18 protein-coding genes and 2 riboswitches are annotated in these 16,432 nt (G+C 71.1%); of the genes, 8 read left to right on the top strand and 10 right to left on the bottom strand.

The features are described 5' to 3' along the window. Positions 1-114: 114 nt before the first annotated feature. A complete protein-coding gene (locus ACWEF6_RS40370) occupies positions 115-2,280 on the bottom strand; it encodes a glycoside hydrolase family 15 protein (protein ID WP_449687791.1) in 2,166 nt (721 codons plus the stop codon). A 201-nt stretch (positions 2,281-2,481) separates the two neighbouring features. Here ACWEF6_RS40370 and ACWEF6_RS40365 point away from each other — a divergent pair, with 201 nt between their 5' ends. The 3 genes from ACWEF6_RS40365 to thiD (ACWEF6_RS40355) all read left to right on the top strand — a co-directional run bounded on the left by ACWEF6_RS40365 (position 2,482) and on the right by thiD (ACWEF6_RS40355) (position 5,978). Then, a complete protein-coding gene (locus ACWEF6_RS40365; protein WP_310968779.1) occupies positions 2,482-3,393 on the top strand; it encodes a S1C family serine protease in 912 nt (303 codons plus the stop codon). A 38-nt stretch (positions 3,394-3,431) separates the two neighbouring features. Continuing rightward, positions 3,432-3,553: riboswitch (TPP riboswitch) on the top strand. Beyond that, on the top strand, positions 3,547-5,184 hold the full coding sequence (thiC, locus tag ACWEF6_RS40360) for a phosphomethylpyrimidine synthase ThiC (protein WP_449687790.1): 1,638 nt from the start codon (positions 3,547-3,549) through the stop codon (positions 5,182-5,184). (Overlaps the previous riboswitch by 7 nt.) Further along, the gene (gene thiD / locus ACWEF6_RS40355; RefSeq protein ID WP_449687789.1) at positions 5,181-5,978 is read left to right on the top strand and encodes a bifunctional hydroxymethylpyrimidine kinase/phosphomethylpyrimidine kinase; all 798 of its coding nucleotides are present in this window, start codon (positions 5,181-5,183) and stop codon (positions 5,976-5,978) included. Before thiC ends, thiD (ACWEF6_RS40355) begins: the two co-directional genes overlap by 4 nt. On the opposite strand, the gene ACWEF6_RS40350 is transcribed toward thiD (ACWEF6_RS40355), so the two are convergent. The 3 genes from ACWEF6_RS40350 to ACWEF6_RS40340 are packed head-to-tail and all read right to left on the bottom strand — an operon-like array spanning position 5,921 to position 7,237. Beyond that, positions 5,921-6,622, bottom strand: a complete 702-nt coding sequence (locus tag ACWEF6_RS40350) for a DUF6338 family protein (protein WP_449687788.1) — start codon at positions 6,620-6,622, stop codon at positions 5,921-5,923. The genes thiD (ACWEF6_RS40355) and ACWEF6_RS40350 overlap by 58 nt on opposite strands. Further along, positions 6,619-6,810, bottom strand: a complete 192-nt coding sequence (locus ACWEF6_RS40345; RefSeq protein ID WP_449687787.1) for a hypothetical protein — start codon at positions 6,808-6,810, stop codon at positions 6,619-6,621. Before ACWEF6_RS40345 ends, ACWEF6_RS40350 begins: the two co-directional genes overlap by 4 nt. Before the next feature lie 31 nt (positions 6,811-6,841). Then, the gene (locus ACWEF6_RS40340; protein WP_449687786.1) at positions 6,842-7,237 is read right to left on the bottom strand and encodes a winged helix-turn-helix transcriptional regulator; all 396 of its coding nucleotides are present in this window, start codon (positions 7,235-7,237) and stop codon (positions 6,842-6,844) included. A 91-nt stretch (positions 7,238-7,328) separates the two neighbouring features. On the opposite strand from ACWEF6_RS40340, the gene ACWEF6_RS40335 reads away from it, so the two are divergent. Next, the gene (locus tag ACWEF6_RS40335; RefSeq protein ID WP_449687785.1) at positions 7,329-8,252 is read left to right on the top strand and encodes an NADP-dependent oxidoreductase; all 924 of its coding nucleotides are present in this window, start codon (positions 7,329-7,331) and stop codon (positions 8,250-8,252) included. Here the strand turns inward: ACWEF6_RS40335 and ACWEF6_RS40330 are convergent. Further along, complete coding sequence (locus ACWEF6_RS40330) at positions 8,249-9,259, bottom strand: phosphatidylinositol-specific phospholipase C domain-containing protein (RefSeq protein WP_449687784.1); 1,011 nt, start codon at positions 9,257-9,259, stop codon at positions 8,249-8,251. The two genes, ACWEF6_RS40335 and ACWEF6_RS40330, sit on opposite strands and share 4 nt — an antisense overlap. A 105-nt stretch (positions 9,260-9,364) precedes the next feature. On the opposite strand from ACWEF6_RS40330, the gene thiD (ACWEF6_RS40325) reads away from it, so the two are divergent. Both thiD (ACWEF6_RS40325) and ACWEF6_RS40320 read left to right on the top strand, forming a co-directional pair. Further along, positions 9,365-10,192, top strand: a complete 828-nt coding sequence (gene thiD, locus ACWEF6_RS40325; protein WP_449687783.1) for a bifunctional hydroxymethylpyrimidine kinase/phosphomethylpyrimidine kinase — start codon at positions 9,365-9,367, stop codon at positions 10,190-10,192. A gap of 59 nt (positions 10,193-10,251) precedes the next feature. Then, a complete protein-coding gene (locus tag ACWEF6_RS40320) occupies positions 10,252-11,058 on the top strand; it encodes an ion transporter (RefSeq protein ID WP_449687782.1) in 807 nt (268 codons plus the stop codon). Here ACWEF6_RS40320 and ACWEF6_RS40315 read toward each other — a convergent pair. From ACWEF6_RS40315 to thiO, 4 genes are all read right to left on the bottom strand, one after another. Next, the gene (locus tag ACWEF6_RS40315) at positions 11,055-11,483 is read right to left on the bottom strand and encodes a MarR family winged helix-turn-helix transcriptional regulator (protein ID WP_086846856.1); all 429 of its coding nucleotides are present in this window, start codon (positions 11,481-11,483) and stop codon (positions 11,055-11,057) included. The two genes, ACWEF6_RS40320 and ACWEF6_RS40315, sit on opposite strands and share 4 nt — an antisense overlap. A gap of 97 nt (positions 11,484-11,580) precedes the next feature. After that, the gene (thiG, locus tag ACWEF6_RS40310; RefSeq protein WP_449687781.1) at positions 11,581-12,339 is read right to left on the bottom strand and encodes a thiazole synthase; all 759 of its coding nucleotides are present in this window, start codon (positions 12,337-12,339) and stop codon (positions 11,581-11,583) included. A gap of 1 nt (position 12,340) precedes the next feature. Next, the gene (gene thiS / locus ACWEF6_RS40305; protein ID WP_449687780.1) at positions 12,341-12,541 is read right to left on the bottom strand and encodes a sulfur carrier protein ThiS; all 201 of its coding nucleotides are present in this window, start codon (positions 12,539-12,541) and stop codon (positions 12,341-12,343) included. Further along, positions 12,541-13,614, bottom strand: a complete 1,074-nt coding sequence (thiO, locus tag ACWEF6_RS40300) for a glycine oxidase ThiO (protein ID WP_449687779.1) — start codon at positions 13,612-13,614, stop codon at positions 12,541-12,543. Before thiO ends, thiS begins: the two co-directional genes overlap by 1 nt. Further along, a riboswitch (TPP riboswitch) is annotated at positions 13,608-13,713 on the bottom strand. It overlaps the preceding gene by 7 nt. 31 nt (positions 13,714-13,744) lie before the next feature. Here thiO and thiE point away from each other — a divergent pair. Beyond that, complete coding sequence (thiE, locus tag ACWEF6_RS40295; protein ID WP_449687778.1) at positions 13,745-14,404, top strand: thiamine phosphate synthase; 660 nt, start codon at positions 13,745-13,747, stop codon at positions 14,402-14,404. A 1-nt stretch (position 14,405) separates the two neighbouring features. Here thiE and ACWEF6_RS40290 read toward each other — a convergent pair whose 3' ends face one another. Further along, positions 14,406-15,158, bottom strand: a complete 753-nt coding sequence (locus tag ACWEF6_RS40290; protein ID WP_449687777.1) for a hypothetical protein — start codon at positions 15,156-15,158, stop codon at positions 14,406-14,408. Between the two features lie 147 nt (positions 15,159-15,305). On the opposite strand from ACWEF6_RS40290, the gene ACWEF6_RS40285 reads away from it, so the two are divergent. Beyond that, complete coding sequence (locus ACWEF6_RS40285) at positions 15,306-16,256, top strand: threonine ammonia-lyase (protein ID WP_449687776.1); 951 nt, start codon at positions 15,306-15,308, stop codon at positions 16,254-16,256. The last annotated feature ends 176 nt before the right edge of the window (positions 16,257-16,432 follow it).

The following is a 16,432-nucleotide window of genomic DNA, read 5'->3' as shown; positions in this document are numbered from 1 at the left end:
ACGGCGCCGTCATCTGACCCGAGCGCCCCAATGTGGCGTTGGGTGCGTCCAACGCACCCAATGTGGCGTTCGGTGCGTCTGACGCACCGAACGCCACATTGGGGCGTTTGAGACTCAGCAGCCGAGGAAGTGGCACCGGACGACGCGCGGCGTCTCCAGCACCGAGCCCGCCCGGACGTCCCAGGCGAGCCGGACGTACTGGGCGTGCGTCCAGGCCAGCGGGGTCGCCGAGGTGTTCGGCGTGCCGGCCGGGAAGCCGGTCTGCCCGGACGGCGGGTTCTCGTCCCACACCTGCTCCGGCATGGTCTCCGCCGAGCTGCTCACGCGGCCGAGGTCACGCAGCCGCCGCGCGGCCGACGACGGGTCGCCGAGCGCCAGTTCGTACTCGCCGCGCTCGCCGGCGAGCAGCGGCCAGAGCCGGCCGAACGTGGTGCGGCTCTCCGCCGGGAAGGTGTAGTCCCACGGCGAGCCGTCGGCCTGCTCGCCGTAGCCGTCCTTCGTGTAGCGGTGCCAGAACTGGCCGGTCGGCGTGGTGAAGGCGATGTCCTTGTCCGTCACCCGCACGCTGTTGCGGATCACCGGGTCGTCGGCGCGGTAGATGCCGAGCCGGACCAGGTCGAGGAAGCCCGCGTCGGTGACCGCCCGCTGGTCCATCGTCACGCTCGAGTTGCCGAGGTTGTACGTCGTCCCGTTGTTCGCGTTCGCGTCCTTGGTCAGCCGGACGAAGTACGGATCCTTCGACAGCGGCCCGTTCGTGGTGACCGTCTGCTTCGGCAGGTCGGCCTTCATCTTGTCGGCCGCCGCGAGGTACCGGGCCGCGTCCGCCGAAGCGCCGTTGTGCGCCGCGATGTCCGCGGCGCAGACGAGCCCGGCGATCACCGAAGCGATCGTCGACGGGGACCAGCCGTCCTGCTCCTCCCAGCGTTCCTGCTGCGTGTACGGCGTCGGCTGCCCGTTCGGACCGCGGTAGCCGAGGATGAAGTCGGCGGCCTTGCGGACGCCGGGCCACAGGTCGTTCCGCCCGAGCTGCTGGGCGAGCACGATCGGGAACGCGGTCTCGTCGAGCTGGATCGACGTCCAGTACGGGACGCCGTCGACCCGGCTGTTCTGCGGCATGTGCCCGTCGGCCTGCTGCTGCGTGCCGAACATGTACGACACCGCCCGGTTGGCGGCCGCCTTGTCGCCGCCGGCGGCCAGGCCGGTCGCGATCTGGTAGAGGTCACGCGGCCAGACCAGGTGGTAGGTGCCGGACGGCGACCACTCCGGATCGTTGTTCCCGAACCGCCACGGCATGCTCGGCGAGGCAATGAAGGCGCCCGGGTGGTGCTTGTCCTCGCTCGCCGCGAGGGTGAGCATCGACGCCTTGTAGAGGTCGCGCTCGGCGTCGGTCTTCAGCGACGACGGCGGCTTGCTGATCCCCCGCAGGTACTGCTGCCAGCCGCGGTCGTAGGCGTGCGTGATGTCGCGGACACCGCGTCGCTGCGACGCCCGGGCACTGCCGAGCGCGTCGGCGGCCTTCGCGCCCATGCCGAGGGCGAGGGTGACGTGCCGGTTGCGCAGACCGTCGGCGTTCGTCTGCCCGGTCAGCACGACGTTGCCCTTCTCGGCCGTGTCGTACTGCGCCAGCTTGAAGGTCTTGGCGAGCTGGGTGTTCCCGTCGGACGCGCCCGCGTAGCCGACGCTCGTCTTCGTGAACGCGGGCTTCGCGGTGAGGGCGGCGGCGTTCGACGCGTCCTGCGCGGTGACGGCGTCGCCCTGGCGGGCGGCGGAGTCGTCCGAGCCGTCGTTGGTCAGGTCCGGGTCGGCGACCGCGTAGAGCTGGTAGGGCCGGCCGGTGAGCGACTGGAAGTCGACGTCGACCAGCACGGTCGTGGCGGCCGGGTCGGTGACGTACGTCTTGCGGAGGCGCCAGCGGTGCTGGTCGTCGGTGATGGTCTGCTCGTAGGTCAGGCTGTCGTCGTCGGTCCGCCGCACCTGCTGCGACTTCGCCGAGTAGTCCGTGACGGCGAAGCTGCGGCCGTCGGTGACGACGAAGTTCAGCGAGCGGACGCTGGGCGTGGACAGGTCCGGGTAGTAGACCTCGGACAGCTGCCCGCCCTGGAGGGTGAACCAGACGTTGCTCGACCGGTCGTGGGCCGTGCCGAACCCGGTCTTGTTCGCGGGCAGCCAGCTCGGATGGGCCCCGGGTGCGCCGGGAGCCTCTTCCGCGGCCACCGCGGTCGCCGGGATCAGGCCGGTGACCAGCAGGCCGGCGAAGGCGCCGGAAATGAGTTTTCGCATATCAACCCCACAGAAGATCGCTTCTGCACCGTTACAGAAGCGACTTGGGAGTCTGCCGCCGATCCTTCACCGGCGCATGGTCCGATCCGGTGAACCACTGACCGTCACTGGTCCGGTGAACCGGTTCACGGACAGCGAACGTCCAGGACCGATTTCCGGGCGCAGAATTGTATTACCTGCAACGGTGTAATCGAGGTGCGCATGGACGACGCGATGGACGCCTACTCGCGCGTGGTCAGCACGGTCGCCGAGACCGTCACCCCGCACGTCGCCGGGGTGCAGCTCGCCCGCGGGAGCGGCTCGGCCGTCGTCTTCGCCGAGGACGGGCACCTGCTCACCAACGCCCACGTCGTCAGCGACCACCGGCGCGGGGTCGCCACCTTCGCCGACGGCAGCGAGGTGCCCTTCGACGTCGTCGGCGCCGACCCGCTGTCCGATCTCGCCGTGCTGCGCGCCCGGGGCGAGACGCCGGCCGCCGCCGTGCTGGGCGACGCCGACCGGCTCGTCGTCGGGCAGCTCGTCGTCGCCGTCGGGAACCCGCTCGGCTTCTCCGGCACCGTCACCGCCGGGGTCGTCAGCGCGCTCGGGCGGGCGCTGCCGGTGCGGCAGGGGCGCACCACCCGCGTGATCGAGGACGTCATCCAAACCGACGCCGCGCTCAACCCCGGCAACTCCGGCGGCGCGCTCGCCGACTCCGCCGGGCGGGTCGTCGGCGTCAACACCGCCGTCGCCGGGGTCGGGCTCGGCCTCGCCGTGCCGATCAACGCGACCACCCGGCGGATCATCGACACGCTGGTCGTCGAAGGCCGGGTGCGGCGCGCGTACCTCGGCGTCGTCGGCGTGCCCGCGCCGCTGCCGGACGACGTCGCCGAGCGCACCGGGCAGCGCGCGGGGCTGCGGGTGCACGAAGTCGTGTCCGGCGGCCCGGCCGACCGGGCGGGCCTGCGCGCCGGCGACCTCGTGCTGACCGTCGGGCGCACCCGCGTCTCGGACGCCCAGGGCATCCAGCGGCAGCTGTTCGCGGAAGTGATCGGCACCGCACTGCCGATCACCGTGCTGCGCAACGGAGCCATGGTCGACGTCTACGCCACACCGGCAGAGTTGGTCGGGTGACTTGAGTATCGCGCTCCGGCGTGGCATGGTCGGGGGCACAACACCAACGCGGGAGCTCGCGCCATGGCGGGCTGAGAGGGTGACTTGCGTTTCGCAGGCGTCACCGACCGCATGAACCTGACCGGGTAATGCCGGCGTAGGGAGTGAAAGTCGTTGACGGCTTTGGAAAGCAATGCTGCGCTGAACGTCACGACCGGGCCGATCACCGGCTCGCGCAAGGTGTACCACCAGACCGAATCCGGGCTGCGGGTGCCCGCCCGCCGGATCGATCTGTCCAACGGCGAACACTTCGACGTCTACGACACTTCGGGCCCCTACACGGATCCGGAAGCGGCCATCGACGTCCACAGTGGACTGCACCGGCTGCGCGCCGGCTGGGCCGACGGGCGCGAGCACAACACGCAGCTCGGGTGGGCCAAACAGGGCGTCATCACCCGGGAAATGGAGTACATCGCCGCGCGCGAACGGGTTTCCCCGGAGTTCGTCCGCGACGAGGTGGCTCGCGGGCGCGCGGTGATCCCGGTCAACCGCAAGCACCCCGAGTCCGAGCCGATGATCATCGGCAAGAACTTCCTGGTGAAGATCAACGCCAACATGGGCAACTCGGCCGTCTGGTCGTCGGTCGAGGAAGAGGTCGACAAGATGGTGTGGGCCACCCGCTGGGGTGCCGACACGATCATGGACCTCTCCACCGGCAAGCGGATCCACGAAACCCGGGAGTGGATCATCCGCAACTCGCCGGTCCCGGTCGGGACCGTGCCGATCTACCAGGCCCTGGAAAAGGTCGACGGGGAGCCGGAAAAGCTGTCGTGGGAGGTGTACCGCGACACGATCGTCGAACAGTGCGAGCAGGGTGTCGACTACGTCACCGTGCACGCCGGCGTGCTGCTGCGCTACATCCCGCTGACCGCCCGGCGCGTCACCGGGATCGTCAGCCGGGGCGGGTCGATCATGGCCGCGTGGTGCCTGGCGCACCACCAGGAGTCCTTTTTGTACACGCACTTCGAGGAACTCTGCGAGATCCTCCGGCAGTACGACGTCACGTTCTCCCTCGGCGACGGCCTGCGCCCGGGGTCCATCGCGGACGCCAACGACCGCGCCCAGTTCGCCGAACTGGAAACCCTCGGCGAGCTGACGCACATCGCGCGCTCGCACGACGTCCAGGTGATGATCGAGGGCCCCGGCCACGTGCCGATGCACAAGATCAAGGAGAACGTCGAGCTCGAGGAAAAGCTCTGCGGCGAAGCGCCGTTCTACACGCTCGGCCCGCTCGCGACGGACATCGCGCCGGCGTACGACCACATCACTTCGGCCATCGGCGCGGCGCAGATCGGCTGGTACGGCACGGCGATGCTGTGTTACGTGACACCGAAGGAGCACCTGGGCCTGCCCAACCGCGACGACGTCAAGACCGGCGTGATCACGTACAAGATCGCCGCGCACGCCGCGGACCTGGCCAAGGGGCACAAGTACGCGCAGGAGTGGGACGACGAGCTGTCCAAGGCGCGGTTCGAGTTCCGCTGGAACGACCAGTTCAACCTGTCGCTGGACCCGGACACCGCGCGCTCCTTCCACGACGAGACGCTGCCCGCCGAGCCGGCCAAGACCGCGCACTTCTGCTCGATGTGCGGCCCGAAGTTCTGCTCGATGCGGATCACGCAGGACGTCCGCAAGTACGCGGAGGAGCACGGTCTGTCCACTGTGGAGGCCATCGAGGCGGGCATGGCGTCGAAGTCGGCGGAGTTCACCGAGTCCGGCGGCAAGGTCTACCTGCCGGTGGTGCAGCCGTGACACCGAGGACCGCCCTCACCATCGCCGGCTCGGACTCCGGCGGTGGTGCGGGCATCCAGGCGGACCTGCGCACGTTCTTCGCGCACGGCGTCCACGGACTGGTCGCCGTGACGGCGGTCACCGTGCAGAACTCGCTGGGCGTGCAGGGTTTCACCGAGATCCCGGCCGACGTGGTTTCGGCGCAGATCAAGGCGGTGGCGTCGGACATGGGCGTCGACGCGGCGAAGACGGGCATGCTGGCCACGGCGGAGATCATCCGCGCGGTGGCGAAGACCCTCGACGAAGTCGGGCCGTTCCCGTTCGTGGTCGACCCGGTGGCGGCGTCGATGACGGGCCACGCGCTGCTGCGCGAGGACGCCCTGGAGGCGATCCGCACGGAGTTGTTCCCGCGCGCGACGCTGATCACGCCGAACCTCGACGAAGTCCGGTTGCTGACGGGCGTGTCGGTGGTGGACGCGGCTTCGCAGCGCGCGGCGGCCGAGGCCCTGCTGGAGTTCGGTTCGCGGTGGGTGCTCGTGAAGGGCGGCCACATGCAGGGCACGACCGAGTGCGTGGACCTGCTGACGGACGGCAGCGAGTACGTCGAACTGACCGGCCCGCGGTACATCACGGAGAACACCCACGGCGGCGGCGACACGTTGGCGTCGGCGATCACGGCATCGCTCGCGAAAGGTGTTTCGGTGCCGGACGCGGTGGCGGCCGGGAAGAAGTTCATCGAGCGGTGCGTGGCGGAGGCTTACCCGCTGGGTGCCGGGGTGGGTCCGGTCTCGCCGTTCTGGGTGCTGGATCGCTGACGCACCGGCCGGTACTCCACGCTGATCACTTCGATCTCGGAGCCGCGCAGGAGTACGCGTTCGTAGGCATCGGGCAACGCGGTGAGCGCGCTGTCCGCATCGGGCTTGACGGCCAGCGGCTTCGTCAGGAGGAGTTCGCGGTCGGCCGGCGCCAGGTCGGCGGTGAAGTTCTCGACCTGCCCGGTGTAGACGAGACCGCTGGTCAGCCGCACCCGGACGAACACCGCGTGCCCGGCAGGCACCCCGTCGCGGAACGCCAGCCCCCAGGCACTGACCTTCCGGAACGCCTCGCCCTCCCGCCGGGCGAGCACCTTGTGCAGCCCGAACGCCAGCAGGTGCGACAGGACGGTCGCCGCCGCGATCGTCAGGAGCACCCGGCCGTAGTGGTCCGCCAGGTAGGCATTGCCGCCGATGATCATCGCGCGGGGGTCGAAGAACAGCCCGGGGAACAGCCACCGCACGCCCAGCAGCACCACCAGGGTCGCCAGCGTGAACCCCAGACTGCCGAGCGCCACCCGGCCGGCCTCGCGGAAGGCCGATTCCGCGGCCGCGACCCGGCGCCGGGCGCCGAGCAGGTCGAAGAACAGGCCCGGCGCGACGACGATCAGGAACAGGATGACGGCGAGCCAGGTGCCGGGGATCATCCGGGGTAGTCGGGCGGGTTGCGGTCGTCGTCCGCGCCGGCGGGGCGGGGCGGGGCGTCGGGATCGGGCTCTCGATCGTCCCGCTTGAGCAGTTCCCGAAGCACCAACCGCGGGGCGGTGAGCACCCCGTTGAGCGCGGCGATGACGCCCTCGATCACCACGACCACCTCCCAGGTGCGAACCGGCACCTCGTGAGTCGCCGGGACCGGGTGGGACGTTTCAGCGGACCGGCTGCAGCTCCCGGCCGTCGTACTCCTCGCGCGCCGAGCGGATGCGGCCGAAGTTCGCCTGCGACCACGTGCTCAGCGCGATCAGGTGCGCGCCGACCTCGGCGCCCATCTCCGTCAGCGCGTACTCGACCGTCGGCGGCGTTGTCGGGTACACCGTGCGCGTCACGAAGCCGTCGCGCTCGAGCTGGCGGAGGTTCTGGGTCAGCATCTTCTGGCTGATGCCGTCGACCGCGCGGCGCAGCTCGCCGAAGCGGTGCGGGCCGCGGGCCAGTGCGCCCAGGACCAGGGCCGTCCACTTGTTGGCCAGCAGGTCCAGGACGTCGCGGCACGGGCAGTTGCGGAGGTACACATCCCAGGGTCCGCCCTGGTCACAGGTAGTTTCCATCAGGTACCTACAGTACCAACTAGTGCCTTCTGGCGAAAAGTGACCGGTGGCCCGAGGATGGAGGCGATCCCGAACCAGAAGGAGTTGAGCAATGCGCATCGTGACCCAGCAGGCCCTCGGCGGACCGGAGGTGCTCCGCGTCACCGAGGCACCGCGCCCCGAACCCGGGCCGACGGAGGTCCTGGTGCGGGTGAAGGCCGCCGGGATCAACCCGGTCGACTGGAAGGTGCGGCGCGGGGGCGGGTTCCTCGGCGAGCCGCCGTTCACTGTCGGCTGGGACGTCGCCGGCGTCGTCGAGCAGGCCGGCTTCGGCGCGACCGGTGTCGAAGAGGGCGACGAAGTCCTCGGCATGCCGTGGTTCCCGCGGCCGGCCAACGCCTACGCCGAGTACGTCACCGCGCCTTCGCGGCACTTCGTGCGCAAGCCGGCCGGCCTGTCGTTCGCCGAAGCCGCCGCCCTTCCGCTCGCCGGGCTGACCGCCTGGCAGGGTCTGGTCGACATCGCGGGCGTCCACAAGGGACAGCGGGTGTTCGTCGACGCCGCCGCGGGCGGGGTCGGCCACCTCGCCGTGCAGATCGCCAAGGCGCGCGGCGCGCACGTCATCGGCACCGCCAGCGCGCAGAAGCACGGGTTCCTGCGCGAACTCGGTGTCGACGAGCCGATCGACTACCACGACCCGGACGCGACCGCGTCCGATGTGGACGTCTACTTCGGACTGGTCGGCGAGGAGAGCGACCTGCGCTGGCTGCCCGCCGTCAAGGAGGGCGGCCTGCTGATCGGCGTGCCGAGCGGCGTCGCCGACCGGGTGGCGCAACAGGCGGCCGAGAACAACGTGCGGACGAAGAGGATCCTCGTCGAACCCGACCGCGGCGGGCTGGCCGGCCTCGTCGAGCTGATCGAGGCCGGCCAGCTGAAGGTCCGCGTCGAGCGGACCTTCCCGCTGGAGGACGTGGCCGAGGCGCACGAGCTGGGTGAATCCGGCCGGGTCTCCGGCAAGCTCGTGCTGACCGTCTAACCGCGGGCGAGCACCTGGGGCAGCACCGTCGTGAGCCCGGTCCAGTCCGAAGTGACCACCGACGCGTGCTGCTTCGCCAGGTCGGCGACGCGCTGGTTGGCCTGGTCGACTGTCGGGTTGTGGGCGTCGATGGCCGGCGCGACGTTCTGCCCGTCGGTCATCACCACGTAGTAGTGGTTGGCGTCGTACCACCACGGCCCGGTCTGGGTGACCCACGCGTTCGCGTCGCCGTCGAACACCACGAACCACGGCTTGAGGTCGGCGGTGTACTTGTCCCGCGGGTCGCCGCCGGCCGCGCCGTGCACGGTCGGGAAGATGTTCGCGTCGCCGAGCTTGCCCGCGTTCTTCAGGCCGACCAGGTAGCGCGCGTATTCGACGTCGGTCTTCAGCGTGTCGGTCGGGTTCTGCTCCTCGACCGTGCCCGGGATGATCTCGGTGATCACCCGGCCCCGCAGCGCGTCCACGGACAGCCAGTTGTCCGCCTTGGCCGCGTCGTCCAGCGTGGCGTAGCTCCCGAGCAGCTCGGCCGGGCGGAAGGCGACGCTGCCGAGGTGCGAGCGGAACGTCGCGTCCAGCTCGTCCGGGCCCATGCCGGTGTTGTCGGAGAAGCCGGTCTTCATCTCCAGCTTGAGCGTGATCGGCGTGTGCCCGGGGTGGGCGGCCAGCCAGATCCGGATGTCGTCGAGGCAGTACTCCAGGTTCTTGTTCTTGCCGCCGCTGTAGAGCTGCGACGCCGAGGTCGCCGCGACGCAGTTGTTGTTGTTCCCCAACGGGTTCGAGTGGCTGACCTTCCACTCGTGGGTGAAGAAGTCCGGCCAGACGTCGAGCTCGATCAGCGACGAGCCGGCGTCGAGCGCCTGGGCGAGGTAGCCGTAGGCCGCCGGGTCGTAGGTGTTGTGCACGCCGACGGTCGTGACGTGGGACAGCTTGGGGCTGTCGGCGCTGGCGGCGGTCGCTCCGGAGAGCGTGAGCGCGGCCGCGAGGAGGGCCACCGAGAAGAGCTTCATCCAGGCTCCTTCGAACGTGAGTAACGTTCACAATGTCTCACCGTGGTTGACTGTTGATGAAGCAAAAGAGGCTGATTGGCCTAGACCAGAAGTCGGGAAACCACCATGACGACGAGCCTTCCGACCGCCTTGACGATCGCCGGGTCGGACTCCGGCGGTGCCGCCGGGCTCCAGGCGGACCTGCGCACGTTCCTGACCTGCGGGGTGCACGGCCTGGTCGCGGTCACCGCCGTCACCGTGCAGAACACCCTGGGCGTGCACGACCGCGCCGACCTGCCGCCGCACATCGTGGCCGGGCAGATCGAGGCGGTGGCGGCGGACATGGGCGTCGGCGCGGCGAAGACCGGCATGCTGGCCTCGGCCGAGATCATCCACGCCGTCGCGGCGGCGTGCGACAAGGCGGAAATCGGCCGGGACGCGCGCATCCCGTTCGTCGTGGACCCGGTGGCGGCGTCGATGCACGGCCACCCGCTGTTCGACGAGGCGGGGCTGCACGCGTTGCGCGACGAGCTGCTCCCGCGCGCGACGGTGCTGACCCCGAACCTCGACGAGGTCCGGCTGCTGACCGGGATGACCGTGAAGGACCGCGAGGGCATGCACACCGCGGCGGTCGTGCTGCACCGCATGGGCCCCCGCTACGTCCTGGTCAAGAGCGGTCACCTGCAGGCCGACCCGGAGTGCGTGGACCTCCTGTTCGACGGTTCGACGTTCGTGGAGCTGCCCGGCAAGCGCTACTCGACGCCGCACACGCACGGCGCGGGCGACACGATGGCCTCGGCGCTCACCGCGGGCCTGGCCAAGGGCATGTCGGTGGTCGAGGCCGCGCGGTACGGCAAGTGGTTCGTGTCGCACGCGGTCGAGCACGCCTACCCGATGGGGGCGAAGGTCGGCCCGGTCTCGGCCTTCTGGCGGCTGGCTCCCGAAGAGCGCTGAGTACGCGTCCGGCTACCATCCCTGCGTTTACTGATCCTTGACCAACGCAGGGGGCGGCCTTGACCGGACGCGAGCGGGTGGCGCAGGTGCTCGAGAGCCGCCGCTTCCAGAACTTCATCATCGCCGTCATCGTCTTCAACGCCGTCACCCTCGGCATGGAGACGTCGACGTCGCTCATGGACGGCTACGGCGGCCTTCTGCACGCCCTCGACCACATCGCGCTGGGCATCTTCGTCACCGAGCTGCTGGCGAAGTTCTACGCCTACCGCGGCAGCTTCTTCCGCGACAACTGGAACGTTTTCGACCTGCTGGTGGTCGGCATCGCGGTGATCCCGGCGACCGGGCCGTTCGCCGTCCTGCGGTCGCTGCGCGTGCTGCGGGTCCTGCGGCTGATCTCCGTGGTGCCGTCGATGCGGAAGGTCGTCTCCGGGCTGCTCGCCGCGATCCCCGGGATGGCGTCGATCGCCGCGCTGCTCGCGCTGATCATCTTCGTGGCCGGCGTGATGGCGACGAAGCTGTTCGGCACCATCGACCCCGGCGACTTCGGTGACCTCGGCACGTCGCTGTTCACCCTGTTCCAGGTGATGACCGGCGAGGCCTGGCCGGACATCGCGAAGACGATCATGGAGCAGGCGCCGCTGGCCTGGATCTTCTTCGTCGTCTACATCCTGGTGTCCAGCTTCGCGGTGCTGAACCTCTTCATCGCCGTCGTGGTCAGCGGCATGGAGGACGAGCTGCGCCAGGACATCCGCGAGGAGGAGGCCAAGCAGGCCGAAGCGCAGGCCGCCGCGAACCAGGAGATCCTCGACGAGCTCCGCGCCCTGCGCGCGGAGCTGGCCGAACTGCGGCAGGAGAAGGCGGCTTAATCGTCCGCGATCAGGGCTTCGAGGGCCGGCAGCGCCGCCAGCAGCGCCTCCCGGTGGTCCGGCGAGAGGCGGTCGAGCCGCCGGTTCAGCTCCTGCACGCGCGTCGACCGGACACCGGACACGAGCCGCTCGCCCTCTTCGGTCGCCTTCGCCAGCCACGCCCGGCGGTCGACCGGGTCGGACTCGCGGCTCACGTACCCCGCCTCGACCAGGGACGCGATGATCCGCGACATCGTCGCCGCGGCCACGCCCTCCTTGGCCGCGAGGTCGCCGAGCCGGAGCTGGCCCGCGTGCACCAGCGTCGCCAGCGCCGAGATGGCGCCGTGGCCCGGCCCTGGCACGCCGGCCTGCCGCAGTGACCGGGAGAGCCTGCCCACGGCGAGGTACAACCTGCCCGAGACGTCCTGGACCGATGTGCTCGTCACGGCTGGCTCCTTCTGCCCTCGCCCCGCCGCGGGTGCGCCGGAAATTGCCGTCCACCTTACGGGTTCGAGGTCACGGTCGGCGTTAAGGCGCCCTGGTTTAACGGGGTGGGCTCGAAGCCTGCGCCCAGAAGCGCTGCGGCACCCGCCCGGCTTCCCGAGCCAACCGTCCCGCGACCACGGCGGAACGCATCGCCGCGGCCATCCGCTCCGGATCGGCCGCCCTGGTGACGGCCGTGGAGAGCAGGACGGCGTCGCAGCCGAGCTCCATGGCGAGGGTGGCGTCCGAGGCCGTGCCGATTCCGGCGTCCAGGATGACCGGGACGCCCGCCCGCGAGACGATCAGTTCGATGTTGTGCGGATTCCGGATGCCGAGCCCGGTGCCGATCGGCGCGCCCAGCGGCATCACCGCGGCGCAGCCGGCCTCCTCCAGGCGCAGCGCGAGGACCGGGTCGTCGTTCGTGTAGACGAACACGGTGAACCCGTCGGCGGCGAGCCGCTCGGCGGCGTCGAGGGTCTCGATCGGGTCCGGCAGCAGCGTCCGGTCGTCGGCGTGCACCTCGAGCTTGATCAGGTCGGTCTCCAGCGCCTCGCGCGCGAGCTGCGCGGTGAGCACGGCTTCGGCGGCCGTCCGGCACCCCGCCGTGTTCGGCAGCAGCTCGATGCCGAGCCTCTTCAGGAGTTCGAGGACGCCGGAGCCTCCTTCGGCGTCGGCGCGGCGCATGGCGACCGTGGTCAGCTCGGTGCCCGACGCCACCAGCGCGCGTTCCAGCACGGCGAGGTTCGCCGCGCCGCCGGTGCCGATGATCAGCCGGGACGTCAGCTTCGTCGTGCCGATGACCAGTGGTTCTTCGTCCATTTCAGCCTCCCTGGACCGCGGTGAGCACGTCGAGGACCGCCCCCTTGGGCACCGGGGTGGCCGCCCAGTCGGCGCGGCGGACGACGACGCCGTCGACCGCGACGGCGATGCCGGGCCGCTGCCCGCCCGACGCGTCGAGGACGTCGGCGACGGTGGCGCCGTCTGGGAACGCCGTCCACTCGCCGTTGAGCTTGATCTCCATCACACGTGCTCCTTCTCGTGCAGGCGGGCGGGCGAAGCCGCTTCGACGCCTTCGGGCGGCTCGTCGCCGTCGAGCCAGGCGACCACGGCGTCCGCGGTCACCGGGGCCAGCAGCAGGCCGTTGCGGTGGTGCCCGGTCGCGGCGAACACCCCGCCGTCCAAGACGCCCAGGTACGGCAGCGCGTCCCGGCTGCCGGCGCGCAGGCCGGCGGCGGTCTCGGCCAGCTCGTACTCGGTGATCGCGGGGAAGACGCGTTCGGCGCCTTCGAGCAGCTCGCGCACGCCCCGGGCGGTGACGGCCCGGTCGAAGCCCGCCTCGTACTGGGTGGCGCCGAGGACGAGCTCGGCGGCACCGCGCGGGACGAGGTAGATCGGGCGGCCTTCGACGACGGCCCGGACGGTGCGGGCCGGCGGCGGCAGGCAGCCGCGGCGGGGCTTGAGCCGGAGGATCTCGCCCTTGAGCGGGCGGACGGCGTCGGCGAGCAGCGGGTGCAGCCGCCCGGTCCAGGCGCCCGCGGCGAGCACGACGGCTTCGGCGTCCGGGAGTTCCTCGACGCGCTCGCGGACGAACCGGACGTTGCGCTTCACGCACGCCGCGTACAGCGCGTCGAGGAGTTTCCGGTTGTCCACCGCCAGGTCACCGGGTACGTGGAGTCCACTTCGGACGGATCCGACACCGGGTTCGAGCCGCTTGACCTCCCGGCCGGTGAGCCGCTCGGCCGCGCGGCCGAGCGAGTGCAGGTGACCGGCGAGGATGTCGAGGTGGCCGGCGTCGGCGTGGTCGAAGGCGACGACGAGCGTCCCGTGCCCGGCCAATCCCGGGTCGGTGCCGTCCCGCGCCAGGTCCGCGGCGAACGCCGGCCAGCGCTTCAGCGACTCTTCCCCGAGGCGGAGGACGTCCTCCTCGCCCGGCCACGCCTCGGTGACCGGCGCGAGCATGCCCCCGGCCAGCCAGGACGCACCGCCGCGGACGGGTTCGGGGTCGTACAGGGTGACCTTCCGGCCGGTGCGCGCGGCTCGCCACGCCGTGGACAGGCCGATCACGCCGCCGCCCACCACTGCCAGGTTCGTCATGGGATCACGCTCCCTGCGCCGGCATGACCCGGATCAGGTTCCACGGTCGGAGCGGCAGCTCCCTCTCAGCCCGTGCCTCGGGCTCCCGTGCGGACACCTCCACCCTAACGCGCGCGGTACGGTCGCCGCTATGCCCGCCCTCTCCGGTGACAAGATCCGCGCCCGCCTCGACTCGGCGCGCCTGTACCTGTGCACGGACGCCCGCACTTCGCGTGGGGACCTCGCCGCCTTCGCCGACGCGGCCCTCGCGGGCGGCGTCGACATCATCCAGCTGCGCGACAAAACCGGCGCTCTGGAGGCGGCCGGCGAGATCGCCGCGCTGGAGGTGCTCGCGGAGGCGTGCGCCCGCCACGGCGCGCTGCTGTCGGTGAACGACCGCGCCGACGTCGCGCTGGCGGTCGGTGCCGACGTGCTGCACCTGGGCCAGGACGACATCCCGGTGCCGCTGGCCCGCCGCATCCTGGGCGAGGACGTCGTGATCGGCCGGTCGACGCACTCGCTCGACCAGGCGCTCGCGGCGGCCGCGGAACCCGGCGTGGACTACTTCTGCACGGGCCCCTGCTGGCCGACGCCCACGAAACCGGGCCGCCCCGCGCCGGGCCTGGACCTGGTGCGCGACACGGCGGCCTGGACGCCGGACCGCCCGTGGTTCGCCATCGGCGGCATCGACGGCGAGCGGCTGCCCTCGGTGCTGGAGGCGGGCGCGTCGCGGATCGTGGTCGTCCGGGCGATCACCGAAGCCGAGGACCCGGAGGCCGCGGCCCGCGCGCTGCGGGCCGCGCTGGCCTGAGTCACGGGGTCGGCGTCGTCCCGGCGCCCTTGCTGGTCGGCGGGGTCGCCGTGGTCGCCGGGGCCGAGGTCGACGGCTGCTCGGTCGTCGTGCTCGGCGTGGTCGACGGGGTCTCGGACGACGTCGTCGGCGGGGTCGACGTCACCGTCGGGGTCGTCTCCGTCGGGGACACCTGGGTGTCGTCCGTCGAGGTCGGCGGGGTGGTCGACGACGGGGTCCGGTCCTCGTGGCCGCTGCCGCCCGAGAAGATCTTGCCGATGCTCGAGCCCGTGCCGCCGCCGATCTGGGTGCCCGTGGCCGACTCGAAGCCGACGATCGACAGGATCGCCACCGCGAACGCCGCCACGCTGGTGCCGATGATCAACGGCCAGCGCAGCTTCTTCAGCCGCGCGGACAGCCGTGCCGAGTCGGGTTTCGCCAGCTGCACCGTGGACTGGTCGGTGATCGGCACCTCGGCCGTCGCCGGCACCTCCGGCGGCTCCGCGGGCCCGCGCCGCCGGATGCCCGACGTCGCGAGCTGACGCGCCTTGAGGGCCGCCTCGCGCGTGCGCTGCAGCGAGCGCAGGTACAGCTCGCTGCCGACCGTCGACACCACGCTCGCCACGCCCGCGCCGACCACCGTGCCCGCCACGCCCAGCGTCGAGCCGAGCAGCGCCGCGGTCACCGCCGCCAGCGCCGCCGCCAGGACCTGCGCGATCCGCAGGCCCGACTTCTCTTCCTTCTCCTCCGAAGCCGCTGCTTTCTCCTTGGTCATGATCCCGATCTAGGTAGTCCGTGTTCTCCCCTGTCCAACGTCTAAGGCGTGTGAGGAACTCCCCTCGTTGCCACGGCGTGAGGAGGACCACTTCGTCTGTCCATAATAGACACTCCAGACCGAACGTTTTCTTGACATACTCGGCACATGGAACTGGTGACGATCTCTGACATCGAGGCCGCCGCGAAGCGCGTCGAAGATGTCGCCGTACGCACGCCCCTGCTGCTCCAGACCTGGGATCCCCGCGGAACCCTGTGGCTCAAACCCGAAAGTCTGCAACCGGTCGGCGCCTTCAAGGTGCGCGGCGCGTTCAACGCCATCGCCTCTCTCGACGACGCGGCCCGCGCCCGGGGTGTCATCGCGTACTCGAGCGGCAACCACGCGCAGGCAGTCGCGTACGCGGCGCAGCGCTACGGCGTGCTCGCGGTGATCGTCGTGCCGGACGTCGCGCCGCGGATCAAGGTCGAGGCCACCCGCTCGTACGGCGCCGAGGTGATCGAGGTCCCGATCGGCGAACACGAGGCCAAAGCGCGCGAACTGGCCTCCGAACGCGGGCTGACCCTCGTCCCGCCGTTCGACCACGCGGCCATCATCGCCGGGCAGGGCACCGCCGGCCTGGAGATCGCCGAGGACCTGCCGGACGTCGAGGTCGTGCTCGTCCCGATCAGCGGTGGCGGGCTGGCCGCCGGGGTCGGCACCGCGATCAGGGCCCGGTGCCCGCGGGCGCGCGTGATCGGCGTCGAGCCCGCGCTGGCCGCGGACGTCGCCGACAGCCTGCGGCAGGGTGAGCTGGTCCGGTGGCCGCAGGCCGACCGCGCCCGCACGATCGCCGACGGCCTGCGCTCGCAGCCGTCCGAGCTGACCTTCGCTCACCTGCGGGAAGTGGTGGACCAGATGGTCACGGTCTCCGAGGACGAGATCCGCGAGGCGATGCGCGTCCTCGCCCGCAAGGCCCGGCTGGTGGCCGAGCCGAGCGGCGCGGTGACGTTGGCGGCGTACCTGTCCCACGCCGACGAGCTCCCGGCCGGCAAGACGGTCGTCCTCGTCTCGGGCGGCAACGCCGACCCGGCGCTGTTCGCCGAGATCCTCGCGGGCTGAGCCCTGGCCGCCTCAAGCGCCCCAATGTGGCGTTCGGTGCATCCAGCGCACCCAATGTGGCGTTCGGCGCGCTGGACGCAACCAACGCCACATTGAGGTTTTCTCAGTAAGGCTCGGGCGGGTAGGCGTGTTGGCCTGCGATGAGGCGTGGGGCCCCTGGTAGGACTGGATTTGCG

It is taken from the genome of Amycolatopsis sp. NPDC004772, assembly GCF_053601215.1.
Note: the sequence above shows the minus strand (reverse complement) of the source record. Positions and strands in the feature narration are given on the sequence as shown.

What these genes read in the sequence shown, in the direction of transcription:
- thiO (WP_449687779.1), bottom strand. Translation starts at nt 13,614, where the DNA reads ATGACGAACCTGGCAGTGGTGGGCGGCGGCGTGATCGGCCTGTCCACG.
- thiG (WP_449687781.1), bottom strand. Translation starts at nt 12,339, where the DNA reads ATGGACGAAGAACCACTGGTCATCGGCACGACGAAGCTGACGTCCCGG.
- ACWEF6_RS40350 (WP_449687788.1), bottom strand. Translation starts at nt 6,622, where the DNA reads ATGATCCCCGGCACCTGGCTCGCCGTCATCCTGTTCCTGATCGTCGTC.
- thiD (WP_449687783.1), top strand. Translation starts at nt 9,365, where the DNA reads ATGACGACGAGCCTTCCGACCGCCTTGACGATCGCCGGGTCGGACTCC.
- ACWEF6_RS40365 (WP_310968779.1), top strand. Translation starts at nt 2,482, where the DNA reads ATGGACGACGCGATGGACGCCTACTCGCGCGTGGTCAGCACGGTCGCC.
- ACWEF6_RS40285 (WP_449687776.1), top strand. Translation starts at nt 15,306, where the DNA reads ATGGAACTGGTGACGATCTCTGACATCGAGGCCGCCGCGAAGCGCGTC.
- ACWEF6_RS40370 (WP_449687791.1), bottom strand. Translation starts at nt 2,280, where the DNA reads ATGCGAAAACTCATTTCCGGCGCCTTCGCCGGCCTGCTGGTCACCGGC.
- ACWEF6_RS40290 (WP_449687777.1), bottom strand. Translation starts at nt 15,158, where the DNA reads ATGACCAAGGAGAAAGCAGCGGCTTCGGAGGAGAAGGAAGAGAAGTCG.
- ACWEF6_RS40330 (WP_449687784.1), bottom strand. Translation starts at nt 9,259, where the DNA reads ATGAAGCTCTTCTCGGTGGCCCTCCTCGCGGCCGCGCTCACGCTCTCC.
- thiS (WP_449687780.1), bottom strand. Translation starts at nt 12,541, where the DNA reads ATGGAGATCAAGCTCAACGGCGAGTGGACGGCGTTCCCAGACGGCGCC.
- thiE (WP_449687778.1), top strand. Translation starts at nt 13,745, where the DNA reads ATGCCCGCCCTCTCCGGTGACAAGATCCGCGCCCGCCTCGACTCGGCG.
- ACWEF6_RS40340 (WP_449687786.1), bottom strand. Translation starts at nt 7,237, where the DNA reads ATGGAAACTACCTGTGACCAGGGCGGACCCTGGGATGTGTACCTCCGC.
- ACWEF6_RS40335 (WP_449687785.1), top strand. Translation starts at nt 7,329, where the DNA reads ATGCGCATCGTGACCCAGCAGGCCCTCGGCGGACCGGAGGTGCTCCGC.